This is a genomic window from Amycolatopsis sp. NPDC051373, from assembly GCF_040689465.1.
GTDB lineage: Bacteria > Actinomycetota > Actinomycetes > Mycobacteriales > Pseudonocardiaceae > Amycolatopsis.
In genome coordinates, this window is sequence record NZ_JBFBAE010000042.1 from 1 (window position 1) to 21,252 (window position 21,252).

Annotated in this window: 27 protein-coding genes and 1 pseudogene; 13 read left to right on the forward strand and 15 right to left on the reverse strand. The window is 70.9% G+C overall.

Annotated elements, in window-relative coordinates; translation table 11 throughout:
- Window positions 1-274 precede the first annotated feature (274 nt).
- The 3 genes from AB0383_RS46130 to cobF are packed head-to-tail and all read right to left on the reverse strand — an operon-like array spanning window position 275 to window position 2,671.
- Entirely contained in the window at window positions 275-808 is a 534-nt protein-coding gene (locus AB0383_RS46130) for a pyridoxamine 5'-phosphate oxidase family protein (protein ID WP_364173484.1), read from the reverse strand.
- Between the two features lie 23 nt (window positions 809-831).
- Window positions 832-1,902, reverse strand: a complete 1,071-nt coding sequence (locus AB0383_RS46135) for a serine hydrolase domain-containing protein (RefSeq protein ID WP_366190792.1) — start codon at window positions 1,900-1,902, stop codon at window positions 832-834.
- On the reverse strand, window positions 1,895-2,671 hold the full coding sequence (cobF, locus tag AB0383_RS46140) for a precorrin-6A synthase (deacetylating) (protein ID WP_366190794.1): 777 nt from the start codon (window positions 2,669-2,671) through the stop codon (window positions 1,895-1,897). Before cobF ends, AB0383_RS46135 begins: the two co-directional genes overlap by 8 nt.
- A 112-nt stretch (window positions 2,672-2,783) precedes the next feature.
- Here cobF and AB0383_RS46145 point away from each other — a divergent pair, with 112 nt between their 5' ends.
- The 4 genes from AB0383_RS46145 to AB0383_RS46160 all read left to right on the forward strand — a co-directional run bounded on the left by AB0383_RS46145 (window position 2,784) and on the right by AB0383_RS46160 (window position 5,928).
- Entirely contained in the window at window positions 2,784-2,990 is a 207-nt protein-coding gene (locus tag AB0383_RS46145; RefSeq protein WP_366190796.1) for a cation transporter, read from the forward strand.
- A gap of 6 nt (window positions 2,991-2,996) precedes the next feature.
- Window positions 2,997-5,231 carry a heavy metal translocating P-type ATPase gene (locus tag AB0383_RS46150; protein WP_366190798.1) on the forward strand — a complete coding sequence of 745 codons (2,235 nt, stop codon included), beginning with the start codon at window positions 2,997-2,999 and terminating at the stop codon, window positions 5,229-5,231.
- 212 nt (window positions 5,232-5,443) lie between these two features.
- Window positions 5,444-5,668, forward strand: a complete 225-nt coding sequence (locus AB0383_RS46155) for a helix-turn-helix domain-containing protein (RefSeq protein WP_366190800.1) — start codon at window positions 5,444-5,446, stop codon at window positions 5,666-5,668.
- On the forward strand, window positions 5,632-5,928 hold the full coding sequence (locus tag AB0383_RS46160) for an IS3 family transposase (RefSeq protein WP_366190802.1): 297 nt from the start codon (window positions 5,632-5,634) through the stop codon (window positions 5,926-5,928). Before AB0383_RS46155 ends, AB0383_RS46160 begins: the two co-directional genes overlap by 37 nt.
- A gap of 100 nt (window positions 5,929-6,028) precedes the next feature.
- Here AB0383_RS46160 and AB0383_RS46165 read toward each other — a convergent pair whose 3' ends face one another.
- From AB0383_RS46165 to AB0383_RS46180, 4 genes are all read right to left on the reverse strand, one after another.
- Window positions 6,029-6,310 carry a metal-sensitive transcriptional regulator gene (locus AB0383_RS46165; protein WP_220243036.1) on the reverse strand — a complete coding sequence of 94 codons (282 nt, stop codon included), beginning with the start codon at window positions 6,308-6,310 and terminating at the stop codon, window positions 6,029-6,031.
- Between the two features lie 78 nt (window positions 6,311-6,388).
- Window positions 6,389-7,108 (reverse strand): CPBP family intramembrane glutamic endopeptidase, encoded by a 720-nt coding sequence (locus tag AB0383_RS46170; protein ID WP_364173464.1) that lies wholly within the window; start codon window positions 7,106-7,108, stop codon window positions 6,389-6,391.
- Between the two features lie 126 nt (window positions 7,109-7,234).
- A complete protein-coding gene (locus AB0383_RS46175) occupies window positions 7,235-8,191 on the reverse strand; it encodes a hypothetical protein (RefSeq protein WP_364173461.1) in 957 nt (318 codons plus the stop codon).
- Between the two features lie 121 nt (window positions 8,192-8,312).
- Window positions 8,313-9,032, reverse strand: a complete 720-nt coding sequence (locus AB0383_RS46180; protein ID WP_364173458.1) for an MgtC/SapB family protein — start codon at window positions 9,030-9,032, stop codon at window positions 8,313-8,315.
- 73 nt (window positions 9,033-9,105) lie between these two features.
- On the opposite strand from AB0383_RS46180, the gene AB0383_RS46185 reads away from it, so the two are divergent.
- Window positions 9,106-9,726, forward strand: a complete 621-nt coding sequence (locus AB0383_RS46185; RefSeq protein ID WP_220243032.1) for an L-threonylcarbamoyladenylate synthase — start codon at window positions 9,106-9,108, stop codon at window positions 9,724-9,726.
- A 2-nt stretch (window positions 9,727-9,728) separates the two neighbouring features.
- Here AB0383_RS46185 and AB0383_RS46190 read toward each other — a convergent pair whose 3' ends face one another.
- A complete protein-coding gene (locus AB0383_RS46190; RefSeq protein ID WP_364173455.1) occupies window positions 9,729-10,289 on the reverse strand; it encodes a TetR family transcriptional regulator in 561 nt (186 codons plus the stop codon).
- A 112-nt stretch (window positions 10,290-10,401) separates the two neighbouring features.
- On the opposite strand from AB0383_RS46190, the gene AB0383_RS46195 reads away from it, so the two are divergent.
- A complete protein-coding gene (locus tag AB0383_RS46195) occupies window positions 10,402-11,757 on the forward strand; it encodes an FAD-dependent monooxygenase (RefSeq protein ID WP_366190806.1) in 1,356 nt (451 codons plus the stop codon).
- A 282-nt stretch (window positions 11,758-12,039) separates the two neighbouring features.
- On the opposite strand, the gene AB0383_RS46200 is transcribed toward AB0383_RS46195, so the two are convergent.
- The gene (locus AB0383_RS46200; RefSeq protein ID WP_364173449.1) at window positions 12,040-13,155 is read right to left on the reverse strand and encodes an FAD-dependent monooxygenase; all 1,116 of its coding nucleotides are present in this window, start codon (window positions 13,153-13,155) and stop codon (window positions 12,040-12,042) included.
- A 142-nt stretch (window positions 13,156-13,297) separates the two neighbouring features.
- Window positions 13,298-13,501 (reverse strand): annotated as a pseudogene (locus AB0383_RS46205) (MFS transporter); the annotation flags it as partial.
- On the opposite strand from AB0383_RS46205, the gene AB0383_RS46210 reads away from it, so the two are divergent.
- Genes AB0383_RS46210 through AB0383_RS46230 form a run of 5 tightly spaced genes read left to right on the forward strand, consistent with a single transcriptional unit; the run spans window position 13,446 to window position 16,669 of the window.
- Entirely contained in the window at window positions 13,446-13,649 is a 204-nt protein-coding gene (locus AB0383_RS46210; RefSeq protein ID WP_364173446.1) for a hypothetical protein, read from the forward strand. The pseudogene AB0383_RS46205 and the gene AB0383_RS46210 overlap by 56 nt on opposite strands.
- Before the next feature lie 39 nt (window positions 13,650-13,688).
- Window positions 13,689-14,072: a YciI family protein gene (locus AB0383_RS46215; protein WP_364173443.1), complete on the forward strand. Its 384-nt coding sequence runs from the start codon at window positions 13,689-13,691 to the stop codon at window positions 14,070-14,072.
- Entirely contained in the window at window positions 14,072-15,301 is a 1,230-nt protein-coding gene (locus tag AB0383_RS46220; RefSeq protein ID WP_366190809.1) for a sigma-70 family RNA polymerase sigma factor, read from the forward strand. The genes AB0383_RS46215 and AB0383_RS46220 overlap by 1 nt, the downstream gene beginning before the upstream one ends.
- 59 nt (window positions 15,302-15,360) lie before the next feature.
- Window positions 15,361-15,750, forward strand: coding sequence for an SgcJ/EcaC family oxidoreductase (locus AB0383_RS46225; RefSeq protein ID WP_364173438.1), 390 nt, complete (start codon window positions 15,361-15,363; stop codon window positions 15,748-15,750).
- A gap of 1 nt (window position 15,751) precedes the next feature.
- A complete protein-coding gene (locus AB0383_RS46230) occupies window positions 15,752-16,669 on the forward strand; it encodes a sigma-70 family RNA polymerase sigma factor (protein WP_364173436.1) in 918 nt (305 codons plus the stop codon).
- 3 nt (window positions 16,670-16,672) lie between these two features.
- Here the strand turns inward: AB0383_RS46230 and AB0383_RS46235 are convergent, their stop codons facing one another.
- The 4 genes from AB0383_RS46235 to AB0383_RS46250 form a co-directional block, all read right to left on the reverse strand.
- The gene (locus AB0383_RS46235) at window positions 16,673-17,005 is read right to left on the reverse strand and encodes a YciI family protein (RefSeq protein ID WP_364173434.1); all 333 of its coding nucleotides are present in this window, start codon (window positions 17,003-17,005) and stop codon (window positions 16,673-16,675) included.
- A 33-nt stretch (window positions 17,006-17,038) separates the two neighbouring features.
- A complete protein-coding gene (locus tag AB0383_RS46240) occupies window positions 17,039-17,506 on the reverse strand; it encodes a nitroreductase family deazaflavin-dependent oxidoreductase (RefSeq protein ID WP_366190813.1) in 468 nt (155 codons plus the stop codon).
- 10 nt (window positions 17,507-17,516) lie between these two features.
- Window positions 17,517-18,257: an alpha/beta fold hydrolase gene (locus AB0383_RS46245; protein ID WP_366190815.1), complete on the reverse strand. Its 741-nt coding sequence runs from the start codon at window positions 18,255-18,257 to the stop codon at window positions 17,517-17,519.
- 69 nt (window positions 18,258-18,326) lie between these two features.
- Window positions 18,327-19,511: a sialidase family protein gene (locus tag AB0383_RS46250; RefSeq protein WP_366190817.1), complete on the reverse strand. Its 1,185-nt coding sequence runs from the start codon at window positions 19,509-19,511 to the stop codon at window positions 18,327-18,329.
- Window positions 19,512-19,650: 139 nt separating this feature from the next.
- On the opposite strand from AB0383_RS46250, the gene AB0383_RS46255 reads away from it, so the two are divergent.
- Complete coding sequence (locus AB0383_RS46255) at window positions 19,651-20,256, forward strand: TetR/AcrR family transcriptional regulator (RefSeq protein WP_364173426.1); 606 nt, start codon at window positions 19,651-19,653, stop codon at window positions 20,254-20,256.
- 38 nt (window positions 20,257-20,294) lie between these two features.
- On the forward strand, window positions 20,295-20,909 hold the full coding sequence (locus AB0383_RS46260) for an MBL fold metallo-hydrolase (protein ID WP_366190819.1): 615 nt from the start codon (window positions 20,295-20,297) through the stop codon (window positions 20,907-20,909).
- A gap of 10 nt (window positions 20,910-20,919) precedes the next feature.
- On the opposite strand, the gene AB0383_RS46265 is transcribed toward AB0383_RS46260, so the two are convergent.
- Complete coding sequence (locus tag AB0383_RS46265; RefSeq protein WP_364173421.1) at window positions 20,920-21,165, reverse strand: hypothetical protein; 246 nt, start codon at window positions 21,163-21,165, stop codon at window positions 20,920-20,922.
- Window positions 21,166-21,252: the final 87 nt, after the last annotated feature.

Sequence of the window (21,252 nt, forward strand, 5' to 3'; positions counted from 1 at the left end):
GTACTGCAACCGAAGGGTTGTGGGAGAGTAGGACGCCGCCGAACTTACTTAGAGTAGGCCCCGGTCGAGAATCTTCACGGTTCTCCCGGGGCCTGCCTCTATTTCCCGACCTTTTCGACCGCAGCCGGCCCGTCTGACCCGGACAGGTGATCACCCCGGGATAGACAAACGTCGGCTTGTTTGAGACCAGTTACTCGATCACCGGGAAGCTACGCCCTTCACCGGCGACTCCACGGTTCTCAAGCATTGCACCGCTGCCAGCCGGGTCCTCGACTCAGCTCCACCGGTAGCGAGTCTGCGACGACTCGCTACCGGTTGTGAAGGCGAAAGCCTTGTCGGGCTGGACCCGGTAGAGCTGGACGTTCCCGGTCCTGATGGCGTCGCCCAGTTGGTACCACGTTCCGTCCTCGCGGCTGAGCTGCCAGCCGTAGGCCTGCTCGAACGCCGTCGCCGCGGTATCCCTGGTGGCCTGGTCGGTGACCAGGCTCGCGGTGCCTTCGATGACGTAGTCCATGCCGGTCAGGGTGCCGGTTCCGGTGCTCAGCGTGCAGGCCTGGTTGGAGCTGAGATTCTTGGCCTTCTGCTCGTTGTCACCTGTGGTGAACCACATCGCGCCGAGCGCCCAGATCGCCAGCAGCGGTGTCACGTGGGGGCGGCCGTCGCGACGCACCGTGCACAGGTGGAATTTCTGGATGTGACGCAGCGCCCACTCCGTGGCCTCCCACGGCGTCGGGCTGGCGCCCGGCGAGGAGAACGGGCCGAGGCTGGTCTGTGGGGCGCTCGAGTTGTCAGCCGTAGGAGTGGACATCAGTTTCCCCTTCGTGCGGAAGCTCAACGGGTTCCGGACAGATGGTCGGCGAGGATCGCGGTGACCGACAGCGCGGTGTCGAAGTTCGGTACGAGCCGGGTTTTCGTGAGGGCGAAGGCGACTCCGCGAGCGGGGTCGGCGTAGGCGTAGCTGCCGCCTCCGCCCGGCCAGCCGAAGGCCGCGGAGTTCTCCTCGGCCGGGGCGCCGATGCGGCCGATCGGGAAGCCCAGGGCCATACGCGCCGGATTGCCGAAGACCTGGTCCGTGCCCTCGAACGCGAGCGCGGACAGTTCCGTCAAGCGCGCGGAATCCAGGAGCGTGCCTTGCAGGACGGCGTTGTACATCGCGGCGAGGCCGTGCGCGGTGGCCGTACCCACGGACGGGATGTCGGCGCGCAGGATTGTGCCGGTGTTTCCGAAATCGGCACTCGGCCGGCTTTCCCACGGGGCGAGGATCGGGGCGGCCGGCCAGCGCGAAGTCTGCTGCTCGAGGCGAGCGAAACCCGCCAGCTCCTCCTCCGGAGCGGCGAAGTAGAGCTGCCCCTCGATCCCGAGCGGCGCCGTGATCCACTCGCGTAGCAACTCGGACATGGACCGCCCGGTCGCACGGCGGGCCAGCTCGCCGACGAGGTAACCGAAGGTGTACGAGTGATAGCCCGTGGCGGTGCCCGCCGGCCAGCGCGGCTGGGCGGCGGCCAGCGACTCGCACACCCGGGACCAGTCCGGAAGCTCGCGCGGGGTGATCTCGCGCGGCATGGCCGGCAGTCCGACCGTGTGGGTCAGCACGTGCCGGAGTGTCGCGGTGGCCTTGCGGTGTGCGCCGAACTCGGGCCAGAGATCCGTGACCGGGCTGTCGTAGTCGAGGAAACCCCGCGCGACGAGCAGATGGGCGAGCGTGGCCGCCACGTTCTTGGCGGTGGAGAAGCTGAAGATCGGCGTGCCGGAGGTGAGCGGTCGCCCCGGCTCGGCCGTGCCCGCCACCGCGTCGACGACGAGCGCGCCGTCCTCGTAGACGGCGACTTGCAGACCGGTCTCCGCGCCGGTGTCGACCAAAGTGTCGAGCCGGCGTTGAACCCGGTCCTGGAGCTCACCCATCGCTGCGGCCCACCCGCCGGCGCAGCAGGTACGTGTCCATGATCCAGCCGTGCTCTGCGCGGGCCTCCGCTCGGACCGAACGGAGGCGGGCGGCCAACGCGGAGTCCAGGGGGCCCGACAGCAGGATCTCGTCCGGGGTGCCGACGTACGCGCCCCAGTAGATGTGCAGCCCCTGGTCGGTGAACTGGTCGAAGGTGGTGTGCGCGTCGAGCAGGACGAAGACGTCGTCGGCGTCCGCGGGCCAGCCCGTGGCGAGGCGCCGGCCGGTGGTGAGCTGGACGGCGCGGCCGATCTGGTTCATCGTCGTGCGATGGCGGGCGGCCAGGGCGGAGATGCTGCTCACGCCGGGGATCACCTCGTAGTCGAAAGCGATGTTGCCGCGCGCGAGCACCGCCTCGATGAGGGCGATGGTGCTGTCGTACAGCGACGGGTCGCCCCAGACGAGGAAGGCGCCGGTGTCGTCGGGGCCGAGGGAGTCGCGGATGAGACGCTCGTAGACGTCCGTGCGGAGCTCGTGCCAGTCGGCGACGGCGGCGCGGTAGTCGGGCGGCGTGCGGTCGCGGTCGGGGTCCGTGGCGGTGACCACGCGGTAGCCGGGCCGTGTGACGAAGCGCGACAGGATGTCCTGGCGCAGCCGTACGAGGTCGGCCTTCGCGGAGCCCTTGTCGAGGACGAAGAACACGTCGACGCGGTTGAGGCGGTCGATCGCCTGGACGGTGAGGTGTTCCGGGTCGCCGGCCCCGATCCCGATCGCGTACAGCTTCCGCATCACCGCAGTCTGCCGGGCCGGGTAACCGGTCCCACAGGCGGCCCACGTGGTGAACCCCTACCCCCAAGGGGTATAAAGAGATCAGGGACGCCACAGCACGAAGGAGCCGGTGATGACCGAAGCCACCTACACCGTCGAGGGTATGACCTGCGCGCACTGCGTCGGCGCGGTGCGCGAAGAGGTCGGGGAGATCACCGGTGTCCGGGAAGTCGACGTGGATCTCGCGTCGGGCGCGGTGAAGGTCGTCAGCGAGCAGCCGCTGGCCGTGGCCGCCGTCTCGGCGGCCGTGACCCAGGCCGGCTACCGGCTCGTCGCGTAGGCCGCCATGACCACGACGACACACGCTCCGCAGACGGTCGAGCTCGTCATCGGCGGGATGACGTGCGCTTCGTGCGCCGCGCGCGTGGAGCGCAAGCTGAACAAGGTCGACGGGGTCACGGCGAGCGTCAACTACGCCACCGAGAAGGCCCACGTCGAGTTCCCCGCCACGGTGTCGGTCGACGATCTGGTCGGTGTCGTCGAGGCCACCGGCTACACGGCGCAGCGCCCCGAACCCGAGAAGCCCGAACCCCCCGAGCCGGGCGATGAGACGCGCCCCCTGCGGGACCGGCTCGTTTACTCGGCGCTGCTGACGGTGCCGGTGATCCTGCTCGCGATGGTCCCCGCGCTGCAATTCGACAACTGGCAGTGGCTCTCGCTCACCCTGGCCGCGCCGGTCGTGGTGTGGGGCGCGTTCCCGTTCCACCGCGCCGCGTGGACCAACCTGCGCCACGGCGCCGCGACCATGGACACCCTGATCTCCCTCGGCGTCTCCGCCGCCACGCTCTGGTCGCTCTACGCCCTGTTCTTCGGCACCGCCGGCATGACCGGCATGCGCGACGCCTTCACCCTCACCGTGACCCCGGGGATGGGTACGAACAGCATTTACCTCGAGGTCGCCTCCGGCGTGACCACGTTCATCCTGGCCGGCCGTTACTTCGAAGCCCGCGCCAAGCGCCGCTCCGGCGCCGCGCTGCGCGCGTTGTTCGAACTCGGCGCGAAGGACGTCACCGTCCTGGCGAGCGGCACCGAACGCCGAGTCCCCGTGAGCGAACTCCGAGTGGGCGACAGCTTCGTCGTGCGGCCCGGGGAGAAGATCGCCACCGACGGCGTGGTCACCGAAGGCAGCTCCGCGGTCGACGTCAGCATGATCACCGGCGAATCCGTGCCCGTCGAAGTCACCACCGGCGACGCCGTGACCGGCGCGACCGTGAACGTCGGCGGCCGCCTCGTCGTGAAAGCCACCCGGATCGGCGACGACACGCGCCTCGCCCAGATGGCGCGGCTCGTCGAGGAGGCCCAGAACGGCAAGGCCGCTGTGCAGCGGCTGGCCGACCGCGTGTCCGGGATCTTCGTTCCGATCGTCCTCATGCTCACCCTGATCACGCTCGTCGCGTGGCTGGCCAGTGGCGGCGACGTCGCCGAGGCCTTCACGGCCGCGGTCGCCGTGCTGATCATCGCCTGCCCCTGCGCGCTCGGCCTCGCCACGCCCACGGCGCTGCTGGTCGGCACCGGCCGCGGAGCCCAGCTCGGCATCCTGATCAAGGGCCCCGAGGTGCTCGAGTCCACCCGCCGCGTCGACACCGTCGTGCTCGACAAAACCGGCACCGTCACCACCGGCCGCATGAGCCTCACCGGCGTCCACCCCGCCGACGGCATCACCGAAGCCGAGGTCCTGCGCTACGCCGGAGCCGTCGAAGACGCCTCCGAACACCCCATCGCCAAGGCCATCGTTGCCGGCGCCCGCGACCGCATCGGCGAACTGCCCGCGGTCCAGGAGTTCCGCTCGACCGAGGGCCTCGGCGTCACCGGGCTCGTCGACGGCACGGCCGTCCTCGCCGGCCGCGCCACCTTCCTGGCCGACTGGGGCATCCACGTCGACGGTGCCCTCGCCGACGCCAAGGCAGCGGCCGAGGAGCAGGGCGCCACCGCGGTGTTCGTGGCCTGGGACGGCGCGGCCAAGGCCGTGCTGGTCGTCGCCGACACGATCAAACCCACCTCGGCCCAAGCCGTCGCCGAACTCCGCGCTCTTGGCCTCGCGCCGGTCCTGCTGACCGGCGACAACGCGGGTGCCGCTCAGGCGATCGCCGAAGCCGCCGGCATCGACGAGGTCATCGCCGAGGTCCTACCCGAAGACAAGGTCGCGGTGGTCAAGCGGCTGCAGTCCGAGGGCCGCGTGGTCGCCATGGTCGGCGACGGCGTGAACGACGCCGCCGCCCTCGCCCAGGCCGACCTCGGCTTGTCCATGGGCACCGGCACCGACGCCGCCATCGAGGCCGGCGACCTCACCCTCGTCCGCGGTGACCTCCGCGCCGCCGTCGACGCCATTCGGCTCGCCCGGCGCACACTCGGCACGATCAAGGGCAACCTGTTCTGGGCCTTCGCCTACAACGTCGCGGCCCTGCCCCTGGCGGCGTTCGGCCTGCTCAACCCGATGATCGCCGGTGCCGCGATGGCCGTCTCGTCGGTGTTCGTGGTCTCGAACAGTCTCCGTCTGCGCGGCTTCCGCGCCGCACGCTGAACCACGTTGAACCGCGCTGAAAAAAAGAGGGGCGCCCCGTGAAAGCTCCCCGGAAGTTGGACTGGGTTTCCAGTTCCGTTCTTCCGGGGAGTAGCGGTGTGCAGGGCGGAGTTCGCCGTCGCAGCGGAAGCGTGCAGCGGCGGTGCGTGGAGGTGGGGCGCTGGTGGACAGGTCGACCAAGCGTTCGTTCCGTTCGAGTTCAAGCTTGAAGTGTGCGGCGGTCTCTGGTCGGTGAGTCCAAGCTCGATCTGGCTCGCGAGTTCGAGCTGGCCTCGCCGAAGCTGATCGAGACCTGGGTGCGTGTCTACCGCAACGAGGGTGAGGACGGGCTGCGTCCGAAATCGCGGGGCAGACGCCCGGCCCAGAGGCCGCGGCCGATGAGGCGGGTGAGCTGCAGCGGTTGCGGCGCGAGAACGAGCGGCTGCGAGCCGAGCTGAAAGCCGCGATCACGGACGTGTTCACCCGCAACCATGTCCGTTACGGGCATCGCCGTGTCCACCACGCGTTGGTCAAGGCCGGTTGGCGGATCGCGAGGAAAACCGTGCTGAGTCTGATGCGAGGGCTCGGGTTGGTCTGCCGAGCCATCAGGCGGCGAGACCATGTGTCGATCGAGGTGACCCAGGCCAGATCGCCTCGAACCTGCTGTTCCAGAAATTCACCGCCGACGCGCCGAACCAGAAGTGGGTCGCTGACGTGACCGAGTTCCGCGTCGGAGACGACAAGCTCACTTTCAGCTAGCCAGTCCAACAACAGCGGACCAGTCCAGCCGGGGCGCCCCTCTTTTTCATTGTCCGGACCTACGAGCGGACCAGCCGCGCGATCGCGTCGGAGGCCTCGCGGACCTTCAGGTCGGCTTCCTCACCCCCGGCCGCGGCGGCCTGCACGACGCAGGTTGCCAGGTGCTCGTCGAGCAGTTCCAGCGAGAACGACTGCAGCGCCTTCGTGGCCGCCGACACCTGCGTGAGGATGTCGATGCAGTACTTGTCCTCCTCGACCATGCGCTGCAGGCCTCGGATCTGTCCCTCGATGCGGCGCAGACGCTTCAGATAGGCATCCCGCTCGTTGCCGTACCCCGTCATCGCGCATCGTCCCCTTCGTTCGCACCTGTACGTCGTCCAGTATACCCACCCCACGTATCCGATACGGGGTATGCGTATTCACGCCCGGACGGCCACCGCGATGACGAGCCCGCCGACGTTCGTCGTGAAGTGGACCAGCACCGACGCCAGCACTCCCCGGCCGAAGTGCCGCCACGCGTGGAGGAAGACGCCCGCCGCCGCGGCCGCGACCATGGCGAGCACCTGCAGCAGCTGCGTCGGGATGCCGCCGAGCGCCGCGTGCACGGCCGCGTTGCGCCCGACGGCCAGCGCCGGCAGGAAGTGCCACAGCCCGAAGAACGCCGACGCCCCGAGGATCGGGCCCCACCGCCAGCGGTCGTCGCGCGCGCCGAGCAGCGCCGGCAGCACGCCGCGGAACGCGATCTCCTCGACGATCACCGTGCCGAACGTGATCCGCCCGAGCGTGAGCCACAGCAGTTGCGGCAGGTCGGGGTCGCCGACGCGCCCGTCGTCGTAGACGGTCCGCAACGCCGGCACCGCGGCCGCGATGCCGAAGACGACCAGGAACAACGCCGCCCCGATCAGCCCGGTGACGGCCGCCCGACCGAGCGTCGCGCGGCTGACGCCGAGGTCGGCCGGCGTGTACCCGGCACCGAACGCCAGCGCGAGCAGCACCGCCGCCGTCACGGCTCCGCAGACCGGGTACGCCCAGCCCGGCAAGACCCGGTTGGCGAGCGTGGTCGCCGTCGCCAGCACCACCACGCACACGACGACGAGCAGCAACCGCGTCGACGTCGTCCTCGGCCCGGTGATGGTCATGGCCCCAACTTAGGGGCGCGCGTGATCTCGGCGGGGCGCTCCACGCGGGGCCGGCGTGAAAAGCCGGGCCGGCGACCCCGTGTTCAGGCCGCTCGGCAGAAGTTGTAGGAGTGAGACAACCGCAGGTCAGCCGGTTGTGGTCGCCTCGGTGAGCGCCGGTTTGCGGCGCTGGACGGGTACGGCGGTGCTGGTGTCGTCGGGCCGCGGGTCCAGCGCGGCGGTCGCCGACGCCAGGAGCTCGCGGGTGCCGGTGAGCGCCGTTTTCAGGCGGTGGTGGATGGCTGTCAGCTCGGCGACGCGGTCGTCGGCCCGGGTGACGATGTCGTTGGCGTGCTCGGTCGCGCGGCGGACCCGGGTGTCGGCCTCCGTCTGCGCTTCCGCGGTCTGCGCGGCGAGTACCCGGTGGGTTTCCGTGCGCTGGTTCTCCAGGTCGCGCAGGGTCTCCGTGCGCTGGGCGGCCAGGTTGCGCAACGTCTCGGTGCGGTGGGCGTCGAGCTCGCGCAGCGTTTTCGTGCGTTGGATGTCCAGTTCGGTGATCGTCGCGGTGCGGCGCCGGTTCAGGGCCTCGGTGAGGTCTTCCTCCATGCGGCGGCGCCGCATCACGGCGGCCTCGTCGGCGGCGGCGCGTTCGGCGGCGGCGCGGCGCATGAACTCCTCGTGGGCGGCGTGCCCGCGGCGGCGATCTTCCTCGGTCGCGGCGACGAGCGCGCGTTCCTTCTCGGTGAGCCGCACGGCCTCGGCCTCCGCGTCGAGCCGCGTCTGCTCCGCTTTTTCCTTTGCCCGCGCGATGATTTCCGAAGCTTCTTCGCGAGTCAGCTCGATCATGCGCCGTGATCGTTCCTGGAGCGCGTCGGCTTCTATGGGCGTGCGGCTGATGCGGTCGATCGTCGCGTGCAGCTCGCGGTTGTGCTCCGCCAGCCGGGCCACGCGCCACATCGCCGCGTCGCGTTCGGCCGCCACCCGGCGGAGCTCTTCCTGGGCCCAGACCACGAATTCCTTGACCTGGCCTCGGTGAAAGCCGCGCCATGCCGGGTCGAAACGGGGCTCGACGGACATCAGGTCCTCGCCATCTTCGGGGGCCATGGCCTCACCTCCCATTTGGATGGTTTCTCCCCGGGCGCGATGTTTCCTTTGCCGCACCGAGGTTTCCGTGTGCCGTCCAGTGTGCCCGAAGACCGGGCCGCTGTGGGGGGCGGGCACTCGATCAATCTTCGAGCGGATCTTGCGCGCCCGTCGCGGTGCTCCGCACGCCGGGCAGTTCCGCGAGTTCGGCCGTCAATTCCGCAAGATCACCGCGGCCTTGCAACCGCAGCGTGACGACCGCGATCCGTTGCCCCTCTTCGGAAACCGTCTCCCTGTCGACCGCCACCTGGTGGACCACCCAGCCGCGTTCGGTACAGCCTGCGAGAACGTTTCGCAAAACTCCGTGCCCGTCGGAGTAACTCAGCCGCAGAATGGGTGGTTCGCGCCGATGCCGTGCCACGAACCGGGAAAGCGGCGGGAAACCGCGGGTGATCACGATCAGTCCCACGGTCGTCGCCACCGCGAGCACGGGCAGCCCCGCGCCGCATGCGACGCCGACCGCCGCCGCCAGCCACACCGTCGCGGCCGTCGTCAGCCCGCGCACGGCGTCGCGGCGCACGAAGATCAACCCGCCACCGACGAACCCGATGCCCGAGACGATCTGCGCCGCGATCCGCGACGGGTCGAGCGCCACGTGCTCGGTGTTCAGCAGGTCGGCGAACCCGTACTTCGACACGAGCATGAACACCGCCGACCCCACGCCGACCAGGGTGTGCGTGCGCAGGCCGGCCTGTTTGTTGCCGACCTCGCGTTCGAGGCCGATCGCCGTGCTCAGCACCAGCGCGAGCAGCACGGGGAGCAGCAGCGACCACTGTTCGTCCGTGGACCAAAGAGCGTGCACGTCGACACTTTGCCTCGCCGCTCGCTGGCGAGCCCGCCCGGCCCCCGAGGTGGATCACCCCTAAGCTCGCCGCATGGCCCGCTACTTCGACGTGCACCCGCAGAACCCGCAGCGGCGCTCGCTGGCCCAGGTCGTGGACCTGCTTCGCGAAGACGGGCTCATCGCGTACCCCACCGACTCCTGCTTCGCGCTCGGCTGCCGGCTCGGCAACCAGGAGGGCATGGAGCGGATCCGGGCGATCCGCAAGCTCGACCACCGGCACCACTTCACGCTCGTCTGCCAGGACTTCGCCCAGCTCGGGCAGTTCGTGCACGTGGACAACACGGTGTTCCGGGCGATCAAGGCCACCACACCCGGGCCGTACACGTTCATCCTCCCCGCGACCAAGGAAGTGCCGCGGCGGCTGATGCACGCGAAGAAGAAGACCGTCGGCGTGCGCATCCCGGAGCACGTGGTCACGCAGGCGTTGCTGGCCGAGCTGGGGGAGCCGATCCTGTCGAGCACGCTGCTGCTGCCCGATTCCGGCGAGCCACTCACCCAGGGCTGGGAGATCAAGGAAGAGCTCGATCACCAGCTCGACGCGGTGCTCGACTCGGGCGACTGCGGCGTCGAGCCGACCACGGTGGTCGACTTCTCGTCCGGCGAGGCGGAGATCGTCCGCTACGGCGCGGGCGACGCCACGCGGTTCGAGTGAGCTCAGTACCCCACGAGGTAGCGCTGCAGGGTCGGCCCGAGCCAGCGCACGGCCTCGTCCTCGGTCATCTGGGCGACCGGCGGTAGCCGCAGCACGAACCGGCACAGCGCCAGGCCCAGCACCTGCGACGAGATCAACCCGGCGCGCACCGGCGCCTCGGCGGGGTCCGGGCACACCTTCGCGACCTGCGGTCCGAGCTGGTCGGCGAAGATCGAGCGCATGCGTTCGGCCGCTGTCTCGTTCGTGACGCCCGCGCGCAGGAGCGCGAACAACGTCTCGTCCCCCGCCCAGCGCGCCAGCACGTGCCGAGCGAGCAGCGTGCCGGCTTCTTCGAGTGGCAGCTGTGTGAAGTCGGGCAGGCGCAGGTCGAAATGGGCTGCGGCCGCGAAGAGCTTCTCCTTGGAGCCGTAGTAGCGCATCACCATCGACGGATCGATGGCCGCGTCGGCCGCGATCGCGCGGATCGTCGCGCGCTCGTAGCCGTCCGCGGCGAAGCGCTCGCGGGCGGCGTCCAGGATCGCCGCGCGCGTCGCGTCGGAGCGGCGGGGTCGGGTCGAGGTCATGCCAACAACTGTAGGCCAACGAGTGTTGACATAGCTAGTACCAGGGCGTCTACTGGATGCCAACAGATGTTGGCAAACGAATGTTGACTTGGGGGTCGACATGGAATCGGAAGTGCTGGTCGTCGGAGCCGGACCCGTCGGGCTGCTGCTCGCGGGCGATCTCGCCGAAGCCGGCGTGGCCGTGACGGTGCTCGAACGGCGGACCACGGGATCGAACCTGACCAGGGCGTTCGGGGTCCACGCCCGCACGCTGGAGCACCTCGACGTGCGCGGCGTCGCCGACGAGCTGATCGCCACGGGCGCGCGGCTGGGCGAGCTGCGGCTGTTCGACCGGGTCGAGATCGATCTCGCGAAGCTGCCCTCGCGCTACGGCTACCTGCAGATCACGCCCCAGCCCCACACCGAGGAGATCCTGCGTTCGCGCGCCGAGCGGCTCGGCGCGAAGTTCGTGTGGGGCGCCGAGGTGCGCACGCTGGCCCAGGACCACGACGGCGTCGACGTCACCACCGCCGACGGCCAGCTCTACCGCGCCCGCTACCTCGTCGGCGCCGACGGGCTGCACAGCGTCGTGCGCCGGCAACTCGGCCTGCCGTTCCCCGGCCGTTCGGTACTGAAGTCGATCATGCTGGCCGACGTCCGGCTCGACTCGCCGCCCGAAGACCTCCTCATGGTCAACGGCGTCGGCGACGGCTTCGCGTTCGTCGCCCCCTTCGGCGACGGCTACTACCGCGTCTTCGCCTGGGACCGGCGCTCCCAGGTTCCGGACGACGCACCGCTCTCCCTCGACGAGGTCCGCGACATCACCCGCCGCTCCCTCGGCACCGACCTCGGCATGCACGACGCGCGCTGGCTCTCGCGCTTCCACAGCGACGAGCGCCAGGCCCCGCACTACCGCTCCGGCCACGTCTTCCTCGCCGGCGACGCCGCCCACGTCCACTCGCCCGCCGGCGGCCAGGGCATGAACACCGGTCTGCAGGACGCGGCCAACCTCAGCTGGAAGCTGGCCGAGGTGCTGGCCGGTCGAATGCCGGAGACCCTGCTCGACACCTACGAAGCCGAGCGCCACCCGGTCGGCCGCCTCGTCCTCCGCAGCAGCGGCGCGATCATCCGCCTGGCGATGATCAAGCCCCTCGTTCTCCGCGAAGCCCGCAACCGGCTCGTCGGCGCCGCCTTGTCCGCGGCTCCGCTCGCCCGCCGCGTCGCCGGCGTGATCTCGGGTGTCGGGATCCGCTATGCGCCGCCGGCTGGTGCTGACCGCCTTGTCGGCGCTCGTGCTGAGGACCGCGACCTCCCGCGCGGCCGGTTGTATGAACAGTTGCGGGGTGGCCGTTTCGTCTACGTCGGTGACCACCGTCCGGCCGGGTTGCCGGACCGGGTGGTGTTCGCGCGGGGTGCGGGGGAGGTGCTGGTTCGGCCTGATGCGCATGTCGGCTGGGTGGGGGATCCGGTGGGGTACTTCGGGCGTTGAGTTCGGCTTGTCTGGTGGCCGCCCGTGTCGGTGGTTGCGCGGCAGTCATTTCTTCGTGACGACCACCGTCTCTCGCGTCGACCGGGCCAGGTGGGTGTTCGTGCGGGGTACGGGGGAGGTGCTGGTTCGGCCTGATGCGCATGTCGGCTGGGTGGGGGATCCGGTGGGGTACTTCGGGCGTTGAGTCCGGCTTGCCTGCTGGCCGCGTGCGCCGGCGGCCGCTGAGTCGGGCCGAGCGTCGGGGCGGGCGAACTTCGACGGGCGCCCGTCCCGGGTGAGTGATCACCCACCGACGGCCGCCGGTTGGCCGAGGATGCGGGCGCAGGCGTCGTCGAGGGGGGTGGTGCAGGACGAGTGCCATGCGACCACCGCGTCGGGGCGGAGGAGGAGGGCGCCGTCGGGTGTGAGGGCGACGGAGTCGAGCCAGGCGGGGTCGGGGACCGAAACAGTGCGGAGGCCGAGGTGGCGGGCCGTCGCTGTCCAGTGGGTGTCGCCGGGCGCGGTCAGGAGCGCGAAGTCCGGGCCGGCGAGGTCCACAGTGGACACCCCGGGCGAGACCCAGGCGTGGGGCACGCGGGTGCCGGGACGGCCGCCGGGGGCGTAGTGGTCGACGGGGGCGGAGCCGCGGTTGTCGGGGACGAAGGCGCCCTCGTCGTACTGCGCGCCGAACAACGCGGTGACCGGGTCGGCGGGGACCTCGCCGCTGGTCACGGACGCGATCATGGTGCCGAGGTGGCCGCTGACCCGGCTGGAGAACTCGGCCGTCGCGTAGCCGAGGGGGTGGCGTTCGGCGTGGTAGGTGTCGAGCTGTGCCGGTGACGCGGACCCGGCAAGCACGGCCGCGAGCTTCCACGTCAGGTTGTGGACGTCGCCGATCGCGGTGTTCGCGCCGGCCGCGGCCATGGGCGGCATGGCGTGCGCGGCGTCGCCGGCGAGGAAGACGCGGCCCTCGGCGTAGCGGTCGGCCACGTACATGCCCGACTCCCACGGCATCAGGCTCAGCACCTCCACGTCGAGGTCCGGCACGCCGACCGCGGCGCGCAGCAGGTCGCGCCAGCCGTCGTCGCCCAAGGTCCCGGAGCCGGGGAAGTCCGACGTGGAGAACAGCCAGCGGTCGGTGCCGTTCACCGACACGAACGCGCCCGACGCCGCCGGGTTCTCGATCTGGCACAGGTTGAACTTCTTGTCCCGCACCAGTTCCGTGAGGTCGGCGCGGAACGCGATGTCCAGGTTGTCCGCGAGGTGGCCGTAGCCGCTGCGCGGAATCCCCAGCGCCTCGCGGATCGGGCTGCGTGCCCCGTCGGCCGCGATCAGGTGGCGACGCCGAACACGACCCCGGCGAGCACTGCCAGAGCCGCCGTCGTTGCGCCACCGGTGGCCAGTTCCTTGATCCCCCACACCGCAGGCAGCACGGTGGCCAGCGAAAGTACAACGCTCGCCGGGTCGAGTTTCGCCCCATCAGCCCACCAGAGCCACCAGTGCCACCGGTCCCACGGTGCTCCGGAAGCACGAGCGGGCCGGCCACCAGCAGCAGGAGCATCACGGGCGCGCCGAGCAGGAACACCGAACCCCACCAGAAGTGCGCGAGCAGCACCCCGCCGAGTACCGGCCCCAGGGCCGCGCCGCCGAACTGGCACAACGCCCACAGCGAGATCGCCGTGCCGCGCTGCTTCACGTCGGGGAACAGGGTGCTGATCAAGGCGAGCGTCGAGTGCATCAACGTCGCGCCCGCGATGCCGAGCAACGCGCGGGTGACGATGAGCGTGCCGGCGTCGGGCGCGAACGCCGCCACGATCGACCGGGTGGCGGGCATTTCGGGTCCCCTTCCGAAAGGTGGTTTCGGGCGAGGGTCGGAGCCGCGAAGCGCTTCCGGACACGGTCGTTTCCGCTAGGTTGAGGCCGGTCAGGATCCGGCTCCTGGGGAGGACGACGTGAAGTTCCTGCTGACGATGCACATGAACCCCGAAGTCTGGGATGGACTTTCGAAGGAGACGAAGGACGCGGTGATGTCCGGGCACGGGGACTTCATCGCGAAGATCCGCGCGTCCGGGGAGATGATCAACACCCAGGCGCTCGGCGCGCCCGCGGACAGCGCCGTGGTGCGCGTGCGCGGCGGGGTTCCGGTCGTGACGGACGGGCCGTTCACCGAGTCGAAGGAGTTCCTCGCCGGCTTCTACCTCGTGGAGTGCGAGACCCGGGAACGCGCGCTCGCGGTCGCCGCGATGATCCCCGACGCCGGCATCGAAGGCCTCGGCATCGAGGTCCGCCCGGTCGCGTTCTTCGCCGGCGCCGAGGGCGACACCGAGCCCGGCTGATGGACGTGGACCTGCTCCGGTCGCTCGTGCCGCAGGTGCTCGGGGTGCTGGTGCGCCGGTACGGCCAGTTCGAGGCCTGCGAGGACGCAGTGCAGGAGGCGCTGCTCGCGGCCGTCGAGCAGTGGGCCGACGGGGACGTGCCGGACAACCCGCGCGCGTGGCTGCTCACCGTCGCGGCCCGGCGGCTCACCGACCTGTGGCGCAGCGAGAGCGCTCGCCGCCGGCGCGAAGAGAACGTGGCCGTCCAGGAGGTCACACAGGCGGTGCCGGGGCCGGGGGAGGACCGCGCGCCGGAGCACGACGACACGTTGACGCTGCTGTTCCTCTGCTGCCACCCGGCGGTGACGCCGAGCTCGCAGGTCGCGTTGACGTTGCGCGCGGTCGGGGGCCTGACCACGGCGGAGATCGCGACGGCGTTCCTCGTGCCCGAGGCCACGACGACGCGGCGGATCACGCGCGCGAAGGAGAGCATCGCGGCCGCGGGGTCGACGTTCGCCGAGCCTTCGGCCGAGGACTGGCCTTCGCGGCTGCAGGTCGTGCTCCACGTGCTGTACCTGATCTTCAACGAGGGTTACACCGCGTCTTCGGGCGAGGAACTGCACCGCGTGGAGCTGACGGCGGAAGCGATCCGGCTGGCCCGCGCCGTGCACACGCTCCTGCCCGACGACGGTGAGGTCGCGGGCCTGCTCGCGCTGATGCTCCTCACCGACGCCCGCCGCCCCGCGCGGACGCACGAGGGCGCGCTGCTGCCCCTGGCCGACCAGGACCGTCGCTTGTGGACGGTGCCGCTGATCGTCGAGGGGGTCGAACTCGTGAGCCGCACGCTCGGGCGAGGACCCGTGGGCCCGTACCAGGTGCAGGCCGCGATCGCCGCGCTGCACGACCGCGCGGTGAGCACCGAGACCACCGACTGGCCGCAGATCGTCGAGCTCTACGACGTGCTGGCGGAGCTCGCGCCGAGCCCGGTCGTGACGCTCAACCGCGCGATCGCCGTCGCGATGGTCGACGGGCCGACCGCCGCGCTGGCCCTGCTCTCCACCGTCGAGGACGACAGCCGGCTCAAGCAGGGCCATCGCCTCGACGCCGTGCGGGCCCACCTGCTGGAGCTCGCGGGCGACACCGACGCGGCCCACACGCACTACCTTCGGGCGGCCAAACGGACGTCGAGCCTGCCCGAGCGCCGCTACCTGCAATCGCGAGCCGAAAAGTTTCTGCCGGCGCAGCGATGAGTTCCACGCGGCCAGCCGGTATGTCCCTGCGAAACCACTTCAGGGAAGGGACCACCACGATGACCACCACCGCCACCCCCGCCGAGATCCACGACCTGCTCACCAGCCTCTACGCCGCCTGGGCCGACAACGACGCCGACGCGTTCGCCGCGCTGTACACCGAGAACGCGACCGTGGTGATGCCAGGCGTCTTCCACCAGGGCCGCACCGCAGTGCGCGAGTACATGGGCGCCGCGTTCGCCGGCCCGCTCAAGGGTTCCCGCGGCGTCGACGAGCCGCAGGACGTGCGCGTCGACGGCGACACCGCGATCGTCGTCAGCCGCGCCGGGATCCTGTTCGCGGGCGAGGACTCGCTGCCCACCGAACGCGAGCGCATCGCCACCTGGGCCCTGAGCCGCGCCACCGGCTCGTGGTCGGTCGCCGCCTACAGCAACGCCCCGGCGCACTGACGTGCCCGACTTCGCGGCGAGCACCGGTCCGCACCGGGCCGAGCTGGTGGTGCACTGCTACCGCCTGCTCGGCTCGGTGCACGAGGCCGAGGACCTCGTGCAGGAGACGATGCTGCGCGCCTGGCGCGCGTGGGAACGCTACGACAGCACGCGCGCCTCGATCCGGACCTGGCTCTACCGCATCGCGACCAACGCGTGCCTCACCGCGCTCGAAGGCCGCGCCCGCCGTCCGTTGCCGACCGGGCTCGGCGGCCCGAGCGAAGATCCGCTGCAGCCGCTCGTGCCGGCGTTCGACGTGCCGTGGCTGCAGCCGCTGCCCGACGACCCGGCCGCCGTCACCGCCGCCCGCTCGGGCGTGCGGCTCGCGTTCGTCGCGGCGATGCAGCTGCTGCCCCCGCGTCAACGCGCGGTTCTCGTCTTGCGCGACGTGCTCGATTTCAGCGCCGCCGAGGTCGCGAACTTGCTCGGCACCACCACGGCCTCGGTGAACAGCGCTTTGCAACGCGCGCGAAGCGGGGTCGCCGGGGTGTCGGCCGACGAGCTCACCGAATCCGGCGAAGAGGTGATCGACGACTACGTCCGGGCTTTCGAGGAGGCGGACGTCGACGCGTTGGTGGCCTTGCTGACCGACGAGGTCGTGCTGGAGATGCCGCCCGTCCCGCTCTGGTACCGCGGCCGCGACGACTACGCCCGCTTCATGGCGCGCGTGTTCGAGATGCGCGGCACGCGCTGGCAGCTGCAGCGCACGCACGCCAACGGCCAGCCCGCCTTCGCCGCCTACTGCTGGGACGGCGCGGACTTCCGCCTGCACACGCTGCAGGTGTTCTCGATCGCGGACGGCCGCGTCGCGCACACCGTCGTGTTCCAGGACCCCGCGGTGTTCGAGGTGTTCGGCCTGGCGCCGGTGCTCACGCGCTGAGGCTCAGCCGCCGAGCAGCGGCCGGACCTCGACGCCGCCGTCGAGCACCGGGACGAAACGGCCGATCTCCACGGCGTGGTCGAGGTCGCGCGCGTCGACGATGAAGAAGCCGGCCATGGCCTCCGGGCTCACCGCGAAGGCGCCGGGGGCGACCGACGCGCCGCGAAGCGATCGCGTCATGGCCGAAGGCTGCGTGGCGTACCCGGCGATCAGCGTGCCGCCGGAAGCGGTGATGCGGTCCTCGACGCGGGCGTGCTCGTCGAGCAGCTCGGGCGGGAGATCCGCGACGCCGCCGGGTGTCTCGCGCTCGTAGATCAGGATCGCGTAGTGCGGCATCCGCCTCTCCTTCGCTCGGCCGAATGGCCCAAGCTACCGGGGCGAGAGGAGGAACACCCGGATTTCGCGATGGGCGGCGCGCACGGCGTAGGTGTCGTAGGCGGGCCAGTACCGGGCCACGGCGTCCCACATCTCCTGGCGCTCGTCGCCTTCGAGCAGCCGCGCGCGGACTGCAGTGGTGCGCCCGCGCATGCTGACGGTGGCGTCGGGCTGGGCGAGCAGGTTCGCCGACCACGCGGGTTGTTTCTCCCCGCCCCAGTTGGAGCCGATCACGACGTAGCCCCCGTCGCGTTCGACGTAGAGCAGCGGCACCTGGCGCGGCTCGCCGCTCGTGCGCCCGACCGTGGTCAGCAGCAGGGCCGGCAGTCCCAGCAGCGTGCCGACACCCAGGCGTCCGCCGGTCACGCGCAACATCACGCGGTCGGCCGGGACGAGGGCCCGCCCGAGCGCGGCGAACGCGGTGGTCTTGCCGAACCCGGTGAGGAGCTTTCGCAGTCCCATTTCGCGCACCCTACTGGGTGATCGCGAGGGTCTTGCGCAGTGCCGCCACGACGTCCGGAAGCCGTTCGGTGAGGTAGAAGTGGCCGCCGGCGTGGGTCGTGAAGTCGAAGCCGCCGGTGGTGTGGGCGGCCCAGGCGCGAACGTCTTCGGGGGTCACGCGCGGGTCGTCGGCGCCGGCGTGCGCGTGGATCGGCGCGACCAGCGGCGGGGCGTCGGGGTGGGTGTGGGTTTCGACGGCGGTGTAGTCGGCGCGCAGCGCGGGGAGGACCACTGCGCGCAGTTCTTCGTCGGCGAGCACGCGCGGGTCGGTGCCGCTGAGATTCGCGACTTCGGCGAGCAGGGCGTTGTCGTCGAGCAGGTGTCGGGTGTCGTCGCCCGGGCGGGACGGGGCGCGGCGAGCCGAGACGACGACGGCGCGCGGCCCTGACCCGCGTGCTTCCAGCCGGAGGCCGACTTCGTACGCGAGAGTGGCGCCCATGCTGTGGCCGAAGAGCACCACGGGCACGTCGAGCCACGGCAGCAACGCCTGCGTGATCGCGTCGGCAAGGTCCGGGATCCGCGTGAGCGGGGGTTCGCCGAACCGGTCCTGCCGGCCGGGGTACTGCACGGCGAGCACATCGACGTCGGGCGAGAGCGCCTTCGAGAACGGGTGGAAGAACGACGCCGATCCGCCCGCGTGCGGGAGGAACACCAGCCGTGCCGGTGCGTCGTCCGCCGGGTGATAGCGCCGGATCCACCGGTCTTCGGTCATCGCCGTGCCCCCTTCTGCCCCGGCCCCGATCCTGCCGCACCCCCAGGCGCGGCAGGACCGAGGTGTGGGTCAGCGCACGTCGGTGAGCGGGACGCGCTGGAACACCACGCTTTCGTACGGGCCGGCGGTGCCCGTCTCGTAGAGCAGGCCGACGGTCGCCGGGTCGGCTTGCACGAGGTCGGAGTAGCCCGCCGGGTTGCTCGTCAGCGTGCGGCCCGCGCGCCACGTGCACCCGCCGTCGGAGCTGAGCCGCAGCTGCATCACCGCGCGGGTGGCCGGGTCGGCCGGGCCGGAGTACAGCAGCAGCCAGGGGATCGTGGTCTGCAGCACGCTGCCTTCCACCTTCGTGCCGGAGATCCCCGGCTGCACCTGGTACGGCCGCACGAGCGTCTTCCCGCCGTCGAAGCTGTAGCCGTCGACGCGGTGGTCGGCGGCGGAGCCCTGGTTGCGGCTGGTGAAGTACAGCGCGCCCGTGGGCAGTTCGGTCATCGACGTCTCGTTGGCGGCGATCACGCCGTCGGTGCGGTCGTCGGTGAAGCCGATGTGCCAGGTGCGACCGTTGTCGTCGCTGTAGAGGTCGTGGCCGCCGTAGTACTTCGCCTCCGTGCCGACGTCGGTGGAGCCGGCGGGCGGAGCGCTGGAGTGGTTGGCGGGCACCACGATCCGACCGGCGTGCGGGCCGTGGCGCAGCAGCGTGGCGTGCCCTGGACCGGTGGCGTACCAACGCCAGGTGGGCAGTTTGGTTTCGGAGGTGATGTCGCGGGCCGGCGTCCAGGTGCGGCCGTTGTCGCGGCTGCTGGACACGAACACGCGACGGGTGTCCTGGGCGGATGCGGTGCCGGACATGATCTGCGCTTCGCTGACCGGTCCGTTGTGGACGGTCAGCAGCACGAGCTCGCCGTCGCGCGCCACGGCCGGTGTGGGGTTGCCGGCGGTGTTGTCGCCGTTGGTGTCCACGACGGTCAGCGGGCCCCAGGTGCAGCCGCCGTCGCGTGAGGTTTTCGACACGGTCTGGATGGCGCCGGAGTCTCCGGCCGAATCGCGCCGGCCTTCGGCGAACGCCACGAGTGACCCGTCGGCGGCCCGCACCACCGCGGGGATGCGGAAGGTGTCGTAGCCCTCGGAGCCGGAGGTGAAGGGCACCGACGACGTGCAGCCGTGGTGCGCGGGTGCGGCCGTGGCCGCGGGGGTGAACGACAGCCCGAGTGCGGCTGCCGCGAGAAGAGTCGTCCCGAACCTGCGGATCGGTGACACGTTCCGCCTCCTCGTCAGTGGGGATGGGGGAGAGACACAGGACGTGGGATGTCCGACGTCCTATGTCCGGACAACCTAGGGAGCGGTGCGGGGTTCGTCAAGGTGTTGTCGCTGCCTACACTCGCGTAGGGTTCCGGCCATGACGGAGGCGCGCACCAGCTACCACCACGGCAACCTGCGGGCGGTGCTGCTCGAGAACGCCGAGCGGGTGCTGGAGGAGTCGGGGCCGGACGAGCTGTCGCTGCGGCAGCTGGCGCGCGACGCGGGAGTGAGCCACGGTGCGCCGCGCCAGCACTTCGCGGACAAGCGGGCGTTGCTCGACGCGCTCGCGGAGCGGGGTTTCGAGCAGCTGGGGCACGAGCTCGAGGTGGCGCGCGCGGACGACGGCGCGCCGTTCGCCGCCGCGCTGCTGGCCTTCGCCCGTGCGTGGGTCGGGTTCGCGACGCGGCGGCCGGCACTGCTGGACCTGATGTTCGCGGCGAAGAACCGCGAGGACGCCCGTGAGCTGCAGGCGGTGGCAGATCGGACGTTCGCCACGACGTCGGCGATGATCGCTCGCGCGCAGGCGGACGGCGACGTGGTGGGGGGTGAGCACGTGGCGTTCGCGATCTTCGCGACGCTGCAGGGGCTCGCGTCCCTGGTGACCAGCGGCATGAGCGGGGCGCGGCCGGTGGCGCAGCTGGTGGACGAGACCATCGCGACACTCGTCGACGGGCTGCGGCCGCGCGGAGCTGTCGCTATTTGAGACCGCCGCGGCTCGTGGTGCGTGCCATCGTCCCGGGCGTGGACGTCGATCTCACGGTGACCGCCGGGAACTACCGCTTCGACGGGGTGTCGTTCGCCGTCGACACGAACATCTGGCTCCTCGGCGACGAGGAGGAGGTGCTGGTGGTCGACGCCGGGTTCGACGCGACTGCCATCGCCGCCGCGATCGACGGGCGCGACGTGCTGGGCATCCTGTGCACCCACGCGCACAACGACCACGCCGACGCCGCGCTCACCCTGGCCGACGCGACGGGTGCGCCCGTGCTGCTGCACCCGGGCGACGCCAAGCTGTGGGCCACGGTTTACCCCGGCCGCCGCCCCGACGCCGAGCTGGCCGACGGGCAGGTGCTCAACGTCGCCGGCTCACCGGTGGTCGTGCTGCACACCCCGGGTCACACAGCGGGTTCGGTGTGTTTGCACCTGCCCGACGAAGGCCTGCTCTTCAGCGGCGACACGCTCCTGTCCGGCGGCCCGGGCATGACCGGCGACGTGATGTCGAGCCGATCGACGCTGCACGATTCTGTGCGCCGGAAATTGCTCGTGCTGCCCGATGAAACGGTGGTGCACCCGGGTCACGGATACGACACCGACATCGGGACCGAGCGCGTGGAATCGTGGGCCGGAAACATTTGAGCGGGCGTGGTCAGATTCTTTCGCAGGCGATCGTGAGGTCCACGCCGTAGAGCACGTAGAAACACTCGTGCGACGCGTGCTCGGCGTCGGTTTCCGTACAGGCCAACGGGAAACCGAGCACGTCGATGGAACAGTAGGCGTAGAACCGGTCCGGGTTGCCCGGCACCTGGTCGGCCGCCGCGGGCAGGGCTGTGGCCACCAGTCCGCCGCACACGAGTGCGCCGGCCGTGGCCCAGGAAGTGATTCGGGTTTTCATCCTCGCCGTCCTTTCCTTCGAACGCGGGGTTTCCGCTATTCGGGAAATTCCCGGATTCCGGTGGTTCCACCCCTCGAGTCACCCCAA